We start from the raw sequence: 17031 nt of genomic DNA on the forward strand, positions 1-17031 counted from the left end.
CCCACGAAACCATGAGCGTTTTGATCGACAGGAACACCAAGGTCATCGTGCAGGGCTTCACCGGCTCGCAGGGCACCTTCCACGCCGAACAGATGATCGACTACGGCACCAAGGTCGTCGGCGGCGTCACGCCCGGCAAGGGCGGCACGCAGCATCTCAACCTGCCGGTGTTCAACACCGTGCGCGAAGCGGTGGAAGCCACCGACGCCGACGCCTCCGTCATCTACGTGCCGCCGCCGTTCGCGGCCGACGCGATCCTCGAAGCCGCCGACGCGGGCATCAAGGTGATCGTGTGCATCACCGAAGGCATCCCGGTGCTCGACATGCTGCGCGTCAAGAACGCGCTGGCCGGTTACGAAGACGTCGTGCTGGTCGGCCCGAACTGCCCGGGCGTGATCACGCCGGGCGAGTGCAAGATCGGCATCATGCCGGGCCACATCCACAAGCCGGGCGTGGTGGGCATCGTGTCGCGTTCGGGCACGCTCACGTATGAAGCCGTGAAGCAGACCACCGACGTGGGCCTCGGCCAGTCGACCTGCATCGGCATCGGCGGCGACCCGATCAACGGCACGAACTTCATCGACGCGCTGCGCTGGTTCCAGGACGATCCGCAGACGCAGGGCATCATCATGGTCGGCGAAATCGGCGGCAGCGCCGAAGAAGAAGCCGCGGAGTTCATCTCGCAGTACGTCACCAAGCCGGTCGTCGGCTTCATCGCCGGTGCGTCCGCGCCGAAGGGCAAGCGCATGGGCCACGCCGGTGCGATCGCCTCGGGCGGCAAGGGCACGGCGGAAGGCAAGTTCGAAGCGATGGAGAAGGCAGGCGTCACGACGGTGAAGTCGCCGGGTGACCTCGGTGCTGCGATTGCGGCGCGTTTGAAGAAGTAATCGCGCTCGACGCCGGAATGAAAAAGCCCCGCAGTTGCGGGGCTTTTTTTTACGACGAACGCACCCTCGAGAATCGCTGGCGGATCTCCGGGAGGAAGTAAACCAGGGAGGCCACCAGTGCGGTCAGGGCCCCTTTTATTACCAACGGCATCATGAAGCTCGACGGCGTGCCTGCGTTGTAGCTCAATTTTCCGATCAGCAGACCGGACGCGCCTCCCACCAGAACCGGGATGAAAAACGGGCCGTACTTGATCTTCAGCGAAAGAAACAGCGCCACGAAGCCGATAACAAAAACAAAAAACAGCGAATACAGGTACGCAATGCCGCCCAGTACAAGGAACGTGGCCAGGTCCAACGAAGAATCTGACGAGGCCACAACGCTATAGCCCAAGGGAACCAGGCCTGCGATCAGAAAAGCAGGTACGGCACGAACCACGTTCATGCGTGCCGGTTTCCACGCTGTCTTTTGTGTCGCGATATTGGTGTTCATATCACGATGCGAGCCGCTTCTTTCTACCGAGCATCCAGACGACGCCTGTCGCCAGCAGCGCGCACAGCGGAAGCAGCGCCAACCACCACCAACGCACGACGGTCGCGCCGAGCGAACACGCGAAGCCTGTGTCCGTCTGACACTGCGCCACCTGGTGATTGATCAAGGGCTGCAATCCGAACGGGATCGTCGCTGCGAGCACCACAACGAAGAGGAAGAACGACAGCAGCCAGATTGGAATGTGCCTCAAGCCTTGCTCCCCTCGTTTGTCGCCGATGCCGGTCGATCGTTGGCGAACAGCATGACGGCGACCATCGCCGTCGACAATGCCAACGGGAGGAGGTTATCGCGCTCGAACCAAAAAACGCGTACTGCTCACCTCAATCCAGAGGGCTGCCCCTTCGATAACGATCGGGGCAGTGCGAAGCTTGCTTCGCACCCGCCAACGAAGGCTCGGGCGAAAGCGCCCGATCGAAAGCCAACCTCGCAAGGTGATGCCCCAGCGTTGTGAGTTTGAAATTTTTTTCCCAAAAAAATTTTGAACTCACAACGTTCGGGCGGCGCGCCAATGCTGGTGGAAAAACTCAGGGCTCCAAGAAAATCAGCCAGGCGGCAACAGCGATCAGCGCAAACCCCGCCCAATGATTCCACTTCAGCGGCTGCCCGAGATACCAGGCCGAGAAGCCGGCGAACACCACCAGCGTGATCACCTCCTGCATGCCCTTCAACTGCGGCGCCGAATACACCGCGCTGCCCCAGCGATTGGCCGGGACCATCAGCGTGTACTCGAACAACGCGATGCCCCAACTGGCGAAGATCGCCAGGGCCAGCGGCGCCGACTTGTACTTGAGGTGCCCGTACCAGGCGAAGGTCATGAAAATGTTCGATCCGAGGAGCAGGAGGATCGGGAGGAGGCGGTCGAAACCCATGGGCGGCGGTCCGTAGAGGGGCGGGAATGGCACGGATATTGACGCGGATGAGCTTCTTCACGGAGTCTCGACCCGAGGATCGGCACCTTCACGAACCTGAAGACCCACCCAGGAGCCCCTCCATGCGCAGCAGTGAAGAACCCGCTGGCCTTGTCCTCATCGTCGAAGACAACCGCAACATCTCGGAAATGGTCGGGGAATACCTCGAAGGCCGGGGATTCGAAGTCGACTACGCCTCCGACGGGCTCGACGGCTACCGCCTCGCGGCCGAGAACAGTTACGACGTGATCGTCCTCGACCTCATGCTCCCGCGCCTGGATGGCCTGGAAGTGTGCAAGCGCCTGCGCGAGGAAGCCCGCAAGTCGACCCCGGTGCTGATGCTCACCGCCCGCGACACCCTCGACGAGAAGCTCACCGGCCTGGGCGCCGGCGCCGACGACTACCTCACCAAGCCCTTCGCGATCCAGGAACTGGAAGCGCGCCTGCGCGCCCTGATCCGTCGCGAACGCCGCCAGGTGGGCGCCGAAGTGCTCAAGGTCGCCGACCTCGTGCTCGACCCCGCTTCGCTCCGCGCCACCCGCGCCGGCAGCGAACTGCAACTCTCGCCCATCGGCCTGAAGCTGCTGACCATCCTGATGCGCGAATCGCCGCGCGTGGTGAGCCGCCAGGAAATCGAGCGCGAGATCTGGGGCAACGGCCTGCCGGATTCCGACACGCTGCGCAGCCATCTCTACAATCTCCGCAAGACGATCGACAAGCCGTTCGAGAAGCCCTTGCTGCACACCGTGCAGAGCGCCGGGTACAGGATCGCGGACATCGAACAACCGCCCGCCTGAGGATCGAAGTGCCCCAAGGGTTGCCACGCAAGATCCGGATCGCCTTTCTTCTCCAGGTGGTGCTGGTCAGCCTCGCGGTCGTGATCGCGGGCTGGCTGGTGTCGCTGGTGATCCGCGTCGGTTTCATCCGCTCCGCCTCGGAAGCCGAGGCGACGGATTTCTTTGCGCAAAAAGCCCTCGATTCGACGTACCAACTTCCGCACGGGCGCAACTTCAAGAGTTGGTTCGTGCGCGATGGCTACATTCCGATCGGTTTGCCGGCCGGCGTCGCCCAGTTGCCCGTCGGCCATCACGACCTGCGATCGCAGGACATGCAGGTGCGCGTGGCGAAGGGCGCGGGCGGCACGCTGTACATCGTGTACGACCAGGATCGGATCGACCGGTTGATGTATGCGTACGCGGTGTTGCCGGTGGCGTTGGGCCTGGCGGCGGTGTTCGCGGTATCGCTGCTCAGTTATCGCGTGTCGAAACGGCTGGTGACACCGGTCAACTGGCTCGCGCGCGAAGTCGCCGCGTGGGATCCACGGCAACCGAACATCGATGCACTCGCGCCGCATCGGCTGCCGGCCGACATCGGCAGCGGTGAAGCGCGGCAACTCGCGAAAGCCTTGCATACGCTCGGCGAACGCGTGGAAGCCTTCGTCGCGCGCGAACGAAACTTCACCAGAGATGCAAGCCACGAGCTGCGCACGCCGCTGACCGTGATCCGCGTCGCCGCGGATCTTCTCGAAGGCGAGCGCGAACTCAGTGCGCGCGGCGAGCGATCGCTCCGTCGCATCCAGCGGGCGAGCCGCGACATGGAAGCGGTCATCGACGCTTTCCTGATCCTGGCGCGCGAAGCCGACATCGAACCGCAGGCCGAGCACTTCGCGGTTTCGGACATCATCGACGAGGAAGTCGACAAGGTGCAGCCGCTGCTGGCCGGCAAGCCGGTGGCGCTGACCGTCATCAAAGACGCCAACCCCGAATTGCATGCGCCCTCGCGCGTGCTCGCGGTGATGGTGGGCAATCTGCTCAGCAACGCCTGCCAGTACACCGACAACGGCGATATCGAAGTGCGCATCGGGCAGGACCGCGTCACCGTGCGCGACACGGGCATCGGCATGTCGCGCGAAACGCTGCAGCGGGCGTTCGATCCGTTCTATCGCGCCGACCAGGACACCGGCGGCATGGGCCTGGGCCTGTCGGTCGTGCGTCGCCTGGGCGAACGCTTCGGCTGGCCGGTGGTGTTGGAGAGCGTGCCCGGCAGCGGCACCCTGGCGACGATCCAGTTCGTCCCCTGAATCGCGGAACCTCCGATGGCGCGCGCGGTCAACGCGCGGCACGATTGCGCGTTCGCGTCGTCGACACCCCTTTTCCGGACCAGACCCCTTCCGCATGGCTGCTTCCCGTTCCGCGCCCGCCCGCAAGAAGCGTTTCGCCCCCCCGCCGCGTTCCGTGGCCGTCGTGCTGGCCCTCGTTGCGCTCGTCGGCGCCGGTTGGTGGTGGAGCCAGCGCAAGGCGGAGGCCGCCGAAGGCGCGTTCCGCACGGCGGCGGTGGAGCGCGGCGACATCCGCGTGGCGATCTCCGCCACCGGCACGCTGAGCGCGATTTCCACGGTCGATGTCGGCAGCCAGATTTCGGGCCAGGTCACCGCGGTGCTCGTCGACTTCAACGATCGCGTCAAGAAGGACCAGGTGATCGCGCGCATCGATCCGAGTACGTACCAGGCGCAGATCGCGCAGGGCGCGGCGCAGGTCGCGAGTGCGCGGGCCAACCTCGAAACCGCGCGTGCCGCGCTCGCCAACGCCGAAGCCGACTACACGCGCAAGGCCGATCTGTCGAAGGGACAGTTGATCGCGCGCAGCGATCTCGACCTCGCGAAGGCCGCACGCGACCAGGCACGCGCACAAGTGGCCGCCGCGCAGGCGCAGATCACGCAGCAGCAGGCCTCGACGCAGACTTCGCAACTCAACCTCGATCGCACGGTGATCCGTTCGCCGGTCGACGGCGTCGTGCTCACGCGCACGATCGAACCGGGCCAGACCGTCGCCGCGAGCCTGCAGGCGCCGGTGCTGTTCCAGATCGCCGAAGACCTGTCGAAGATGGAGATCGTGCTGCAGATCGACGAGGCCGACATCGGCCAGGTCAAGGCCGGGCAGGGCGTGAACTTCACCGTCGATGCGTTCCCCGATCGCTCGTTCCGCGGCCAGGTGCAGCAGGTGCGCCTGTCGGCGACGAATACGAACAACGTGATCACCTATCCGGTTGTCGTGTCGGTCGACAATCGCGATGAAGTGCTGCTGCCCGGCATGACGGCGAATGCGGAGATCGAAGTCAGCCGTCGCGACGGCGTGCTGAAGCTGCCGAATGCGGCGTTGCGCTTCAAGCCCGCGGACGACGCAGCGTCGGGCGGCGCGCCGACGCAACCGCGTGGCGCGCTTGCCGGTGAGTTGCCGAAGGTCGCGGCATCGCTGCAGTTGAACGCTTCGCAGCAATCCGCGTTCGACGACGCGCACAAGCAGATACGCGAACGCATGGCCGCGCGCCAGGCGCCCGCGACGACGCAGCAGGGCGGTGGCAGTGCGCTGTTCGGTCGCGGTCCGGGGGGCGGCCCTTCGAGCGGCGGCAACAACAACAGCGGTGGCGCGAGCGGCGCGGTGCGCCAGCGCATGCTCGAACGCTTCAGCCAGCAGTTCGCCGCATTCCGCGCGACGCTCGACGAAAAGCAGCGCGCGCAGTGGGATGCCGGCATCGCGGGCCTGGTGAGCGCGCGTCGCGCGCCGATCTACAAGCTCGTCGATGGCAAGCCGCAGATGGCGACGGTGCGCATCGGTGTGTCGGATGGTTCGAACACCGAAGTCTCCGGCGACATCGCCGCGGGCGACGCGGTCATCGTCGGCGCCGAGCGTGCGTCGCAGAAGGCCGCGCAATGAATGCCGTGGCCCGCGACGCCGCCCGCGCGGCGGCCGTGATCGAAACGCAGTCGCTCGGCAAGGTCTACGCGGAAGGTAGCGAGGCGGAAGTGGTCGCGCTGCGTGATGTCGACCTGCGCATCGGGCGCGGCGAGTTCGTCGCGATCATGGGGCCGTCGGGTTCCGGCAAGTCGACGCTGATGAACCTGCTCGGTTGCCTCGACACGCCGAGCTCCGGCACGTATTGGTGCGACGGCGTGGATGTCGCGTCGCTCGACGCCGAAGGCCGCGCGCGCCTGCGCCTGGACAAGATCGGCTTCGTCTTCCAGGGCTTCAACCTGCTGCCGCGGATGGATGCGCTGGAGAACGTCGCGATGCCGATGGGCTACGCGAACGTGCATCGCGACGAACGCTTGAAGCGCGCGCACGAAGCCTTGGAAGCGGTGGGCCTCGGCAATCGTCAGCATCATCGGCCGAGCGAGATGTCCGGTGGCCAGCAGCAGCGCGTCGCGATCGCGCGCGCGCTGATCAATCGTCCGCCGATCCTGCTCGCCGACGAACCCACCGGCGCGCTCGATTCGAAAACCGGCGAGGAAATCCTCGCGCTGTTCAAGCGCCTGCAACAGGACGATCACACGGTCGTGCTGATCACGCACGATCCCGACGTGGCGCATCACTGCGACCGCATCTTCACCATGCGCGACGGCCTGCTGACCGAAGAGGTGCGCGCATGAATCCGATGGAAGTCCTGCGCACCGCGTTTTATGCATTGCGCGGCAACTGGATGCGCAGCGCGCTCACCTCGCTCGGCGTGATCATCGGCATCGCGGCGGTCATCGTCATGGTGTCCGTGGGCCAGGGCACGCAGGCGGAAATCGACAAGATGGTCGCGGGGCTCGGCTCCAATCGCCTCGACATCAGCTCGGGCTCGGGCCGCGGCTTCGGCGGCGTGCGCATCGGCAGCGGCACGATGTTCACCCTGACCGAAGACGACGCGCACGCGATCCGCACGGAAATTCCCGAAGTGCAGTTCGTCGCGGGCAGCCTGCGCGGCAACAGCCAGCTCGTGTACGCGGAGAACAACTGGTCGAGCAACTGGCAGGGCGTGGAAGCCGACTGGTTCGACATCAACGGCTGGAAGATGGCCAGCGGCGACGGCTTCGACGCGCGTGCCTACACCGGCGCGGCGAAGGAAGTGCTGCTCGGCGAAACCGTGCGGCGCGAGTTGTTCGGCGAAGACGATCCGCTCGGGCAGACAATCCGCATCGGGCGCGTGCCGTTCACCGTGGTGGGCACGCTGAAGCCGAAGGGACAGGGCGGATTCGGCCAGGACCAGGACGACATCGTCGTGGTGCCGCTGGAAACCGCGCGTCGCCGTTTGATGGGCGCGATGGGCCTGCCGCCCGGCGCGGTGATGCAGATCGCGCTCGGCGTGGCGAATGCGAACGACCTGGATTACGTGCAGGGCGAAGTGGAGGCGCTGTTGCGCCAGCGGCACAAGATCCAGCCCGGCGCCGACGATGATTTCAACGTGCGCAACATCGCCGAGATCATCAGCACGCGGACGGCGACCACGAACCTGATGTCCAAGCTGCTCGGCGCGGTGGCGACGATCTGCCTGATCATCGGCGGCATCGGGATCATGAACATCATGCTGGTGTCGGTGACCGAGCGCATTCGCGAAATCGGCCTGCGCATGGCCGTGGGCGCGGGACCGCGCGACGTGCGGCGACAGTTCCTCGCCGAAGCGATGTTGATCTCGATGATCGGCGGTGTGATCGGGATCGTCATTGGAATTGCAGGCGCCTTGCTCGTCGGCAAGTTCAGCGAGTTGCCGGTGCAGGTGAACGCGAATGTCGTGGGCCTGGCGGCGGCGTTCTCGATCGCCACGGGCCTGTTCTTCGGCTACTACCCTGCGCGCAAGGCGTCGCTGCTCGACCCCATCGAGGCGTTGCGCCAGCAGTAGCGCTATGCTCCGGCGCATGTCTTCCGGAGACCGACATGCGCCGCTCCCTGCTCGCCCTTGCCCTGTTGTCCTGCGCCTTCGCGACCGCCGTGCACGCTGAGGAAACGGGCAAACCGAAGACCGCGCTCGTCCTCCACGGCGGCGCGGGCGTGATCGAACGCGGTTCGATGTCGAAGGAAACCGAAGCGCAGGTGCGCGCCGCGCTGGACAAGGCGCTCGATGCGGGCAATGCAGTGCTCTCGAAGGGTGGCAGCGCGCTCGACGCGGTGGTCACGACGATCCGCGTGCTCGAGGAAGACCCGCATTTCAACGCCGGCAAGGGCGCGGTGTTCAACGCTGACGGGCACCACGAACTCGATGCCTCGCTCATGGAAGGCCACACCCAGCGCGCAGGTGCCGTCGCGGGCGTAACGACGGTGCGCAGCCCGATCAACCTCGCGCGCGCCGTGATGGAGCGATCGCAGCACGTGATGTTGGCCGGCGCCGGCGCGGAGAAGTTCGCCGACACGCTGCCGGACATCGAACGCGTGCCCAACACGTGGCTCGATACCGACAACCGTCGCAAGCAGCTCGACGACGCGCGTGCCAAAGAGAAGGCGAACAAGCAGGCGGGCATCGATTTCCCAGGCACGTATTTCGGCACCGTCGGCGCGGTCGCGCTCGACGCGCAGGGCCACATCGCCGCGGGCACGAGCACCGGCGGCATGACGAACAAGCGTTTCGGTCGCGTGGGCGATTCGCCGATCATCGGCGCGGGCACGTGGGCCGATGCACGCTGCGGCGTGTCGGGAACCGGTTGGGGCGAGTTCTACATTCGCGCCGCAGTCGCGCACGACATCTGCGCGCGCGTGGCCTACAAGGGCGACACGCTTGCGGTCGCGGCCGAAGAAGTGGTCGACAAGATCGTCCCGGCGATGGGCGGCGACGGCGGCGCGATCGCCCTCGATGCGCAGGGCAACATCGCGATGCCGTTCAACACCTCGGGCATGTATCGCGCGTGGATCAAGCCCGATGGCTCGCGCGGGACTGCGATCTACCGCGACGAAGCGAAGAAGGACTGACGCTCAGGCGATGTTCGCCTGCGCGTATTGCGCCTTCGTCCATTCCTTCATGCGCGAAGCGAGGTCCTCGGGCGAGACGTCTTCCTTGTGCGTGCCCAGGGTCCACTTGTGGCCGAAGGGATCGACCACCGTGCCCATGCGGTCGCCCCAGAACTGATCGGCGACGGGCTTGTCGACGGATGCGCCGGCCTTGACCGCCTGGTCGAAGGCCGCGTCGCAGTCGGGCCCGTAGATGACGAAGCTGGTCGTCGCGCCGCCGCGGGCCTTCGGGCCGAGCGCGCCCATGTCCGGCCATTCATCGCAGAGCATCAGGTTGGTGTCGCCGATGCGGACCTCGGCGTGGCCGACCCGCTCGGCGCCGTCGGGGCCGGGAACGGGCAGGCGGTAGAGTTCCTTCGCGCCGAAGGCGGCGGTGTAGAAGTCGATGGCGGCGGCCGCGTCGTCGACGATGAGGTAGGCATTCACGGTGTGGTAGCCCTCGGGAATGGGGCTGACGGCCATGGCGGGGCCTCCGGTGCTGGATGCGGGCACCGTGCGCCGCCCCCCGTTATGCGTCGGTGACCGGGACGATTCGCGGTCGCCGCGGCCGGGGCGACGTGGCAGAATCCCGGCTTCTTGCGGTTCGCCGCGTCCGAAGATCGCCATGGCCGACCATTTCGGGCATTTGCCCCGCGCTCCGGGAAGGATCCTGAAGGCGGCGATGTGGTCGATGCAGGGCCTGCGGGCGGCGTGGCTCCACGAGTCGTCGTTCCGGCTCGAGGTCTACCTCTTCGCCGTCCTCGGCCCGCTCGGACTGTGGCTCGGTCAGTCGGGCGTCGAGCGCGCGCTGCTGGTCGGCAGCGGGTTGCTGGTGATGGGCGTGGAATTGTTGAACTCGTCCATCGAGGCGGTGATCGAACGGTACGGCCCGGAGTTCCATGAGCTGGCCGGGCGCGCGAAGGACATGGGTTCGGCGGCGGTGTTCGTGCTGATGCTCAATTTCCTGTTGGTGTGGGGCCTGATCCTGGGCCCGCGGTACTTCTGAAGTCGCTGGTCACGCAGTAAACGAATACGTAGAGGAATCCGATGTTCGATTGGTTGGCCGACCCACAGGCCTGGCTCACCTTGTTCACCCTGAGTGCGATCGAGATCGTGCTCGGCATCGACAATCTCGTGTTCATTTCGATCGCGGTCAGCAAGCTGCCGCACGAGAAGCGTGAGAAGGCGCGCAAGTTCGGCATCGCGGTGGCGTGCATCACGCGCATCCTGTTGCTGCTCACCCTGGCGTGGCTCGCCGGGCTGACGGCCGACCTGTTCTCGCTGTTCGGCCAGGGCATCTCGATGCGCGACCTGGTGCTGATCCTGGGCGGCGTGTTCCTGGTGGTGAAGGGCGTGATGGAAATCCGCGACCTCGTCGCCGGCGAGAACGAGTCGGAGGACATCCACACCAAGCCGCTGGCGTCGTTCGGCATGGTGATCGCGCAGATCGCCATCATCGACATCGTCTTCTCGCTCGACTCGGTCATCGCCGCGGTCGGCATGGCCAACCACACCACGATCATGGTCGGCGCGATCCTGCTCGCCGTCGCCGTGATGCTGCTGGCGGCCACGCCGCTGGGTCACTTCATCGAGCGCCACCCCACGATCAAGATGCTGGCGCTGGCCTTCATCGTGCTGGTGGGTGCCTACCTGGTGCTGGATGGCTTCGAGATGCACATCCCGAAGGGCTACCTCTACGGTGCGATGGGCTTCTCGGCCATGGTCGAAGGCCTGAACCTCTGGGCCCGGCGCCGCGCCGCACGGCGCAGTCTGGCGCCCTGACCGCCTCCGCGCGCCCCACGGGGCGCGTCTTGATTGCGGCGCAACACCGCCGGTGATGGAATGCCGCGTCCCCTCACGCGGAGCTTCCCTCATGCGATCCGAGTCACTGCGCCCCACGTCGAACGTTTCGATGGGCCTGCGCGCCCTCCTGCTCGTGTTCGTGCTGACCCTGCTCTCGGGCTGCGGGTACAACCAGATCCAGGCCAAGGACGAGGCGACCAAGGCCGCCTGGTCGGAAGTGCTGAACCAGTACAAGCGCCGCGCCGACCTCATCCCCAACCTCGTGAACACGGTGAAGGGCTATGCCGCGCAGGAGAAGGAAGTCCTCATCCGCGTGACCGAGGCGCGCGCGAAGGTCGGCCAGATGAACGTCAACGCCGAGGACGCGGCGTCGCTGGCGGCGTTCCAGAAAGCGCAGGGCGACCTGTCGCAGGCGCTCTCGCGGCTGATGGTGGTGACGGAGAACTATCCGAACCTCAAGTCCGACCAGTCGTTCCGCGATCTGCAGGCGCAGCTGGAAGGCACCGAAAACCGCATCACGGTCGCGCGCGGGCGTTTCATCACCGCCGTGCAGGATTACAACACCTACATCCGCCAGTTCCCGCAGAACTTCACGGCGAAGATGTTCGGCCACAAGGAAAAGCCGAACTTCACGGTCGAGAACGAAGCCCAGATTTCCAATGCACCGAGCGTCGACTTCGGCGCCACCGCGCCGGCGCCTGCGTCGACGCGTTGAAACGGACATCGTGATGCGTCGTTTCCTCGCCACGCTGCTGGCGTGCATGCTGTTCGCGTGCGCGCCGGCTTTCGCGCAGCAACTCGCGGCGATTCCGGCGCTCGACAGCCCGGTCATCGACACGACCAACACGCTCGCGCCGGCGCAGGTCGCCGCGCTCGATGCGCAGGCGCGCGCGCTGCAAAAGCGCAAGGGATCGCAACTGCAGATCCTGATGGTGCCCACGACGCAGCCCGAAACGATCGAGCAATACACCGTGCGCGCATTCGAGCAGTTCAAGCTGGGGCGCAAGGGCGTGGACGATGGCGTGCTGATCGTCGTGGCGAAGGACGACCGGCGCGTGCGCATCGAACCGGGCTACGGGCTGGAAGGCGCCATCCCCGATGCGATCGCCAACCGCGTGATCCAGGAATACCTCGTGCCCAAATTCCGCGCCAACGACTACGGCGGCGGGCTGGTGGATGCGACCGCGGCGCTGGTGAAGGTGATCGACGGCGAACCCTTGCCCGCGCCGATGGCGGACAACGCGCCGGCGCGCGATGGCGGCGGCGGGAACTGGTTGTTCGCGTTGTTCGCGGCGTTCATCGCCGCGCAGGTCGCGCGCGGCATCTTCTCGTTCCTGCCGGCGGGCATCCGCGGGCTCGTCAGCGGCGGGGTGTCGGGCGGGATCGCGTGGTTGATCGCCGCAAGCCTGTTCGCGGGCGGTCTCGGCGCAGTCATCGGATTGTTTATTGGCCTCGCTGGCAACGGGCCCGGCGGCCGCTTCGCGCGCCACGGCGGCTGGGGCGGCATGCCCGGCGGATGGGGCGGGGGTGGCGGCGGCGGTGGTGGCTGGTCGGGCGGCGGCGGCATGAGCGGAGGCGGCGGCGCCTCGGGGAGTTGGTGACCATGCGCCTGTTCCGACACCTCTTCGCGCCCTCTGCCCAGGCCTGGCTGCCCGAGGCGGCGATGGCGCGCATCACGCAGGCCATCGACAACGGCGAGCTGCGGCATTCCGGCGAAATCTGCTTCGCGGTCGAACCGGCGCTGCACTGGCGCCACGTATTGCGCGGCACCCACGCGCGTGAACGCGCCGAGCAAGCCTTCTCGAAGCTGCGCGTCTGGGACACCGAGGCCAACACCGGCGTCCTGCTCTACGTCCTGCTGGCCGACCACCGACTGGAAATCGTGGCCGACCGCGGGCTGCGCGGCGTGGATCCGGCGGCCTGGCGCGCGGTCTGCGAGACGATCGAAACGGGGCTGCGCTCCGACGATCCGGGCAGCGCGATCGTGCGCGGCATCGAGGCGATCTCCACGCTGCTGGCCGAACACGCGCCGCGCGTGGACGGACGCGAGGATCGCGACGAACTCCCCAACAAACCGCGCTTCCTCTAACGCCCGATGTTGCACAATTGGGCGACGCCCGCCGACGGATTCCCGCCTTGCCCCACTTGACGTACCTGCTCCAGGCCGACCCGATCGCGTTCTCCGTCGGCCCGCTCAAGATCCATTGGTACGGCCTGATGTACCTGCTCGGTTTCGCCGTCGCCTGGTGGCTCGGCAACCGGCGCGTGCGTGCCGGGCGCCTGCCGGGCGTGGATGCGCAGGGCTTCGGCGACCTGATGTTCTACGCGATGATCGGCGTCGTGCTCGGCGGCCGCCTCGGCTACATCCTGTTCTACGACCTCAACACCTACATCGCGCATCCGCTGCAGATGCTGAAGGTGTGGGAAGGCGGCATGAGTTTCCACGGCGGCCTGATCGGCGTGGTCGCGGCCGTGTGGTGGTGGTCGCGCAAGCATGCGCTGCACGTCGTGGACACGCTGGAATTCGTCGCGCCGCTGGTGCCGCCGGGGCTCGGCTTCGGGCGCCTGGGCAACTTCATCAACGGCGAGTTGTGGGGCAAGCAGACCGACGCCGGCTGGGGCGTGGTGTTTCCCTCGTCGCTGGACACGGAGCTCCGTACGATGGCGCCCGATGCGTTGCGCAAGCTGTTCGAAACCGGCGCGCTCGATCGCTTCGCGCGCCACCCTTCGCAGCTGTACCAAGCCTTCCTCGAAGGGCTCGTGCTGTTCACCGTGCTGTGGGTGTATTCGCGCAAGCCGCGGCCGCGCTATGCGGTGGCGGGCTTGTTCGTGCTGCTCTACGGCGTGTTCCGTTTCCTCGTCGAATTCGTGCGCGTGCCCGATGCGCAGCTCGAATACCTCGCCTTCGGTTGGGTCACGATGGGCCAGGTGCTGAGCCTGCCGCTGATCGTCCTCGGCCTGGTGTGGTTGTGGATGTCGCGCCGCGCGCCGACATTGCAGCCGCGCGTCGCCTGATTTTCCGGAGCATCCGATGCGCCAGTACCTCGACCTGATGCGCGAAATCCTCGAGCACGGCACGCCCAAGGGCGATCGCACGGGCACGGGCACGCTGAGCGTGTTCGGGCGGATGATGCGGTTCGACCTGCGCGAAGGCTTCCCGCTCGTCACCACCAAGAAGCTGCACCTGAAGTCGGTGGTCCACGAGCTGCTGTGGTTCCTGCAGGGCGACACCAACGTGGGCTATCTGCAGGAACGCGGCGTCACGATCTGGGACGAATGGGCGACGCAGGACGGCAGCCTCGGCCCGCTGTACGGCGCGCAGTGGCGCAGCTGGCCCACGCGCGATGGCGGCACGATCGACCAGATCACCGCGTTGATCGAAGGCATCCGGAAGAAACCGAACTCGCGCCGCCACATCGTCAGCGCCTGGAACGTCGAATACCTGCCCGACGAGTCGCGCAGCCCGCAGGACAACGTGCGCGACGGCCGCATGGCGCTCGCGGCGTGCCACACGCTGTTCCAGTTCTACGTGGCCGATGGCCGCCTGTCGTGCATGTTGATGGCGCGCAGCCAGGACTTCCTGCTCGGCACGCCCTTCAACATCGCCAGCTATGCGTTGCTCGTGCACATGGTCGCGCAGCAGTGCGATCTGGAGGTCGGCGAGTTCGTCTGGGTCGGCGGCGACGTTCATCTCTACAACAACCACCTCGAACAAGCCCGCCTGCAACTCACGCGCGAGCCGCGTCCGTTGCCGAAGCTGGCGATCCTGCGGAAACCGGACTCGATCTTCGACTACCGATTCGAGGATTTCGAGATCCGCGACTACACCCCGCACGCGGCGATCAAGGCCCCGATCGCGGTGTGAAGCGTCGCTGCCCGAAAGGGAGCCTTTGACCCGTCATCCGGCGGGCGTATGCTCGCCAGCGCCAGGGTTCAGGGCTCGCGCATGCGCATTCTGGTTGCAGACGATCACCCCATCATCTGCGTCGCGCTCGGCGAAATGTTGCGCGTGGCGTTTCCCTCGACACTCGAGGGCGTCGACACCGTGGTCGACAGCGACGCATTGCTCGCGCATCTGGCCAGCGACGCGGCGTGCGACCTGATCGTGCTCGATTTGTTCATGCCGGGCGCCGTCGGCAGCATTCCGCTGCTCGAACGCGTCGTGGCCCTGCGGCCCGGCCTGCGCGTGGTGACCTACAGCGGCGCCAACCAGCCGATGCTCGCGCAGCAAGCCTTATCCGCGGGCGCGAAGGCCTTCGTGTCGAAGGCGAGCGGGCCCGAGATCGCACTGCAGGCGGTGCGTGCTGTGCTCGCGGGACAGGTGTTCATCGACCCGCGCATCGACCTGGACGCCGCACGCAAGCATCCCTGGCACACGCTGACGCCGGGCGAACGTGGCGTCATCGTCGCGCTGGCCAGCGGGCATCACCTGCACGGCATCGCGCTCGACAGCGACCGCAGCTACAAGACCGTCACCGCGCACAAGTACAACGCGCTGCGCAAACTGCAGCTGGATTCGAAGACCGACCTGAAGCACTACCTCTCGCAGATCGGCCTGGGTTATCTGCTCGGTTCGTATTGAGGCGCGGTGGCGTCGAGCTGCGCTTCGACCAGGTCGAGCGCGGCCGCGGTGGCCGCGTTGCTCCACTCCTCGCATCCGGCTTCGCCGCGCGCGCAGGCCGCGGCCACGTCGTTCTCGCCGAGCATCATCGCCGCGCCCTTGATGCGATGGAGCAACGCGCGCAACTGCATGAGGTTGCCACTGCGCAAACAGGCGCGTGCCGCGCGCAGGTCTTCGCGTGAGGTGCTGACGAACAGCTCCCATTGCGCGGGATTGCGTGCGCTCGCGGTCGGCGCCGGCGCGCGCGTGCGCAACAAGGTGCGCAACAAGGCATCGAGCATCGCGAGCGGAATCGGCATCGGCAGGCACGCGCGCATGCCGGTTTGCATCGACAGCGGCGTATCGAGCGAAGCGTCGTTGCTGTAACCGACGATCGGGCACGCATCGATGCCGCGCGCGATCGCAAGATCGTTCATGCGCGCGGCGAGCGCGAAGCCATCGGTGCCCGGCATGCGGCATGCGGCGACGACGAGATCGAAATGACCGACGTCGAGCAATGCGAGCGCCTGTTCCGCATCGTCCGCGCACAACGGCGCATGGCCGAGCGTTGCGAGTTGTTCGGCGACCACGAGGCGATTCAGTGGATGCGCGTCGACGACGAGGATGCGATGCGGCATGCGAACTCCGGTGCATGAAATGCGAGCCCAGCATCGTGGCGGATTTGCGTCCGTGCAAGGCAGCCGATTCGTGCATCGGGGAAAACCTCAGGGAATTCGGGGAAGTTTCCCAATAGCTGTTTCCACCTAAACGCGCGTAGTTTGGAACTGTCGTCACCTCTGGGACGAATTGGCAGGGAGACAGGGCAATGAACGGGCTTGCGGATTTCGAAAAAGGCGCCAGTGCGATGGCGATGAACGATGGTTTGGTCCACGTCGTGGACGAAGAACTCTCGGTGCGGGAGACGTTGCGCCGCATGCTGGAGGCCGATGGATTCGCGGTGCGCTGCCATGCGAGCGCAGGCGAATTCCTCGCCGCCTGGCCGTCGGCGCCGGGGTGCGTGTTGCTCGATGTGCGCATGCCGGGGCCTGCGGCGTTCGACCTGCAACTGGCGCTGGCGTATCGCAACGATGCGTTGCCGGTCGTCTTCATGGGGGCGTACGGCGACCTGCCGATGAGCGTGCTTGCGCTCAAGCGCGGCACCGTGCATTTCGTCGCCGAACCGATCCAGCGCGAGGCGCTGCTCGCCGCGGTGGGCAAGGCGGTGGAACGCAGCCACGCGCAGCGGGAACTCGACACGCGTCGTCGTGCGATGCGGGAGCGCTTCACCACGCTCACCGCGCGCGAGCGGGCGGTGTTCGAACAGGTCACCGCGGGGCGGCTCAACAAGCAGATCGCCGCGACGCTGTGCACCTGCGAGCGCACGGTCAAGGCGCATCGCGCCAACATGATGCAGAAGCTGCAGGCGCATTCGGTCGCCGAACTGGTGCGCATCGCGATCCACATCGAAGCGGACGCAGACGTCGCCGCCTGATCGCGCGCCGTTTTCGTTTCGCCGGGGTGATGCAATGCCGCACATGTCGGTTGT

The 17031-nt window shown here is 66.3% G+C and carries 21 protein-coding genes; 16 read left to right on the forward strand and 5 right to left on the reverse strand.

The features are described from left to right. The first annotated feature begins 11 nt into the window (after positions 1-11). A complete protein-coding gene (gene sucD / locus GN331_RS06370; protein ID WP_156641063.1) occupies positions 12-887 on the forward strand; it encodes a succinate--CoA ligase subunit alpha in 876 nt (291 codons plus the stop codon). Between the two features lie 49 nt (positions 888-936). Here the strand turns inward: sucD and GN331_RS06375 are convergent, their stop codons facing one another. From GN331_RS06375 to GN331_RS06385, 3 genes are all read right to left on the reverse strand, one after another. Continuing rightward, positions 937-1377 (reverse strand): hypothetical protein, encoded by a 441-nt coding sequence (locus tag GN331_RS06375; protein WP_156641064.1) that lies wholly within the window; start codon positions 1375-1377, stop codon positions 937-939. Between the two features lies 1 nt (position 1378). Further along, positions 1379-1627: a hypothetical protein gene (locus tag GN331_RS06380; RefSeq protein WP_156641065.1), complete on the reverse strand. Its 249-nt coding sequence runs from the start codon at positions 1625-1627 to the stop codon at positions 1379-1381. A 334-nt stretch (positions 1628-1961) separates the two neighbouring features. Continuing rightward, positions 1962-2306, reverse strand: a complete 345-nt coding sequence (locus GN331_RS06385) for a DMT family protein (RefSeq protein ID WP_156641066.1) — start codon at positions 2304-2306, stop codon at positions 1962-1964. A gap of 122 nt (positions 2307-2428) precedes the next feature. Between GN331_RS06385 and GN331_RS06390 the strand changes: the two genes are divergently transcribed. The 6 genes from GN331_RS06390 (at position 2429) to GN331_RS06415 (ending at position 9064) form a co-directional block, all read left to right on the forward strand. After that, a complete protein-coding gene (locus tag GN331_RS06390) occupies positions 2429-3142 on the forward strand; it encodes a response regulator transcription factor (protein ID WP_036170123.1) in 714 nt (237 codons plus the stop codon). An 8-nt stretch (positions 3143-3150) separates the two neighbouring features. After that, complete coding sequence (locus tag GN331_RS06395) at positions 3151-4425, forward strand: sensor histidine kinase (RefSeq protein WP_331713380.1); 1275 nt, start codon at positions 3151-3153, stop codon at positions 4423-4425. Positions 4426-4519: 94 nt separating this feature from the next. After that, positions 4520-6058 (forward strand): efflux RND transporter periplasmic adaptor subunit, encoded by a 1539-nt coding sequence (locus GN331_RS06400; RefSeq protein ID WP_156641067.1) that lies wholly within the window; start codon positions 4520-4522, stop codon positions 6056-6058. Then, positions 6055-6771: an ABC transporter ATP-binding protein gene (locus GN331_RS06405; protein ID WP_156641068.1), complete on the forward strand. Its 717-nt coding sequence runs from the start codon at positions 6055-6057 to the stop codon at positions 6769-6771. Before GN331_RS06400 ends, GN331_RS06405 begins: the two co-directional genes overlap by 4 nt. Then, on the forward strand, positions 6768-8003 hold the full coding sequence (locus GN331_RS06410; protein ID WP_156641069.1) for an ABC transporter permease: 1236 nt from the start codon (positions 6768-6770) through the stop codon (positions 8001-8003). Before GN331_RS06405 ends, GN331_RS06410 begins: the two co-directional genes overlap by 4 nt. Before the next feature lie 35 nt (positions 8004-8038). Next, positions 8039-9064 (forward strand): isoaspartyl peptidase/L-asparaginase family protein, encoded by a 1026-nt coding sequence (locus GN331_RS06415; RefSeq protein ID WP_156641070.1) that lies wholly within the window; start codon positions 8039-8041, stop codon positions 9062-9064. Positions 9065-9067: 3 nt separating this feature from the next. On the opposite strand, the gene GN331_RS06420 is transcribed toward GN331_RS06415, so the two are convergent. Continuing rightward, entirely contained in the window at positions 9068-9565 is a 498-nt protein-coding gene (locus GN331_RS06420) for a VOC family protein (protein WP_156641071.1), read from the reverse strand. 142 nt (positions 9566-9707) lie between these two features. Between GN331_RS06420 and GN331_RS06425 the strand changes: the two genes are divergently transcribed. From GN331_RS06425 to GN331_RS06460, 8 genes are all read left to right on the forward strand, one after another. Further along, positions 9708-10088, forward strand: a complete 381-nt coding sequence (locus GN331_RS06425; protein WP_156641072.1) for a diacylglycerol kinase — start codon at positions 9708-9710, stop codon at positions 10086-10088. Positions 10089-10129: 41 nt separating this feature from the next. Further along, on the forward strand, positions 10130-10864 hold the full coding sequence (locus GN331_RS06430; RefSeq protein WP_156641073.1) for a TerC family protein: 735 nt from the start codon (positions 10130-10132) through the stop codon (positions 10862-10864). Positions 10865-10994: 130 nt separating this feature from the next. Then, positions 10995-11600, forward strand: a complete 606-nt coding sequence (locus GN331_RS06435; protein WP_425489274.1) for a LemA family protein — start codon at positions 10995-10997, stop codon at positions 11598-11600. Positions 11601-11613: 13 nt separating this feature from the next. Then, the gene (locus GN331_RS06440) at positions 11614-12486 is read left to right on the forward strand and encodes a TPM domain-containing protein (protein ID WP_197427019.1); all 873 of its coding nucleotides are present in this window, start codon (positions 11614-11616) and stop codon (positions 12484-12486) included. Between the two features lie 2 nt (positions 12487-12488). After that, a complete protein-coding gene (locus GN331_RS06445) occupies positions 12489-12974 on the forward strand; it encodes a TPM domain-containing protein (RefSeq protein ID WP_156641075.1) in 486 nt (161 codons plus the stop codon). A 56-nt stretch (positions 12975-13030) separates the two neighbouring features. Further along, positions 13031-13900 carry a prolipoprotein diacylglyceryl transferase gene (lgt, locus tag GN331_RS06450; protein ID WP_156641265.1) on the forward strand — a complete coding sequence of 290 codons (870 nt, stop codon included), beginning with the start codon at positions 13031-13033 and terminating at the stop codon, positions 13898-13900. Between the two features lie 16 nt (positions 13901-13916). After that, positions 13917-14750: a thymidylate synthase gene (gene thyA, locus GN331_RS06455; RefSeq protein ID WP_156641076.1), complete on the forward strand. Its 834-nt coding sequence runs from the start codon at positions 13917-13919 to the stop codon at positions 14748-14750. Positions 14751-14831: 81 nt separating this feature from the next. Beyond that, positions 14832-15467 carry a response regulator gene (locus tag GN331_RS06460; RefSeq protein ID WP_197427020.1) on the forward strand — a complete coding sequence of 212 codons (636 nt, stop codon included), beginning with the start codon at positions 14832-14834 and terminating at the stop codon, positions 15465-15467. Here the strand turns inward: GN331_RS06460 and GN331_RS06465 are convergent. After that, on the reverse strand, positions 15446-16123 hold the full coding sequence (locus GN331_RS06465; protein WP_156641078.1) for an Hpt domain-containing response regulator: 678 nt from the start codon (positions 16121-16123) through the stop codon (positions 15446-15448). The genes GN331_RS06460 and GN331_RS06465 overlap by 22 nt on opposite strands. Positions 16124-16311: 188 nt before the next feature. Here GN331_RS06465 and GN331_RS06470 point away from each other — a divergent pair, with 188 nt between their 5' ends. Further along, a complete protein-coding gene (locus GN331_RS06470; protein WP_197427021.1) occupies positions 16312-16977 on the forward strand; it encodes a response regulator transcription factor in 666 nt (221 codons plus the stop codon). The last annotated feature ends 54 nt before the right edge of the window (positions 16978-17031 follow it).

Source organism: Noviluteimonas gilva (assembly GCF_009740395.1).
Lineage (GTDB): Bacteria > Pseudomonadota > Gammaproteobacteria > Xanthomonadales > Xanthomonadaceae > Noviluteimonas > Noviluteimonas gilva.

Bases quoted from the DNA above. Each gene is read 5' to 3' on its own strand.
- GN331_RS06410 (WP_156641069.1), top strand. From the start codon at position 6,768: ATGAATCCGATGGAAGTCCTGCGCACCGCGTTTTATGCATTGCGCGGC.
- GN331_RS06470 (WP_197427021.1), top strand. From the start codon at position 16,312: ATGAACGGGCTTGCGGATTTCGAAAAAGGCGCCAGTGCGATGGCGATG.
- GN331_RS06415 (WP_156641070.1), top strand. From the start codon at position 8,039: ATGCGCCGCTCCCTGCTCGCCCTTGCCCTGTTGTCCTGCGCCTTCGCG.
- GN331_RS06435 (WP_425489274.1), top strand. From the start codon at position 10,995: ATGGGCCTGCGCGCCCTCCTGCTCGTGTTCGTGCTGACCCTGCTCTCG.
- GN331_RS06425 (WP_156641072.1), top strand. From the start codon at position 9,708: ATGGCCGACCATTTCGGGCATTTGCCCCGCGCTCCGGGAAGGATCCTG.
- GN331_RS06400 (WP_156641067.1), top strand. From the start codon at position 4,520: ATGGCTGCTTCCCGTTCCGCGCCCGCCCGCAAGAAGCGTTTCGCCCCC.
- GN331_RS06460 (WP_197427020.1), top strand. From the start codon at position 14,832: ATGCGCATTCTGGTTGCAGACGATCACCCCATCATCTGCGTCGCGCTC.
- sucD (WP_156641063.1), top strand. From the start codon at position 12: ATGAGCGTTTTGATCGACAGGAACACCAAGGTCATCGTGCAGGGCTTC.
- GN331_RS06405 (WP_156641068.1), top strand. From the start codon at position 6,055: ATGAATGCCGTGGCCCGCGACGCCGCCCGCGCGGCGGCCGTGATCGAA.
- GN331_RS06375 (WP_156641064.1), bottom strand. From the start codon at position 1,377: ATGAACACCAATATCGCGACACAAAAGACAGCGTGGAAACCGGCACGC.
- thyA (WP_156641076.1), top strand. From the start codon at position 13,917: ATGCGCCAGTACCTCGACCTGATGCGCGAAATCCTCGAGCACGGCACG.
- GN331_RS06430 (WP_156641073.1), top strand. From the start codon at position 10,130: ATGTTCGATTGGTTGGCCGACCCACAGGCCTGGCTCACCTTGTTCACC.
- GN331_RS06445 (WP_156641075.1), top strand. From the start codon at position 12,489: ATGCGCCTGTTCCGACACCTCTTCGCGCCCTCTGCCCAGGCCTGGCTG.
- GN331_RS06465 (WP_156641078.1), bottom strand. From the start codon at position 16,123: ATGCCGCATCGCATCCTCGTCGTCGACGCGCATCCACTGAATCGCCTC.
- GN331_RS06385 (WP_156641066.1), bottom strand. From the start codon at position 2,306: ATGGGTTTCGACCGCCTCCTCCCGATCCTCCTGCTCCTCGGATCGAAC.
- GN331_RS06390 (WP_036170123.1), top strand. From the start codon at position 2,429: ATGCGCAGCAGTGAAGAACCCGCTGGCCTTGTCCTCATCGTCGAAGAC.
- GN331_RS06440 (WP_197427019.1), top strand. From the start codon at position 11,614: ATGCGTCGTTTCCTCGCCACGCTGCTGGCGTGCATGCTGTTCGCGTGC.
- GN331_RS06420 (WP_156641071.1), bottom strand. From the start codon at position 9,565: ATGGCCGTCAGCCCCATTCCCGAGGGCTACCACACCGTGAATGCCTAC.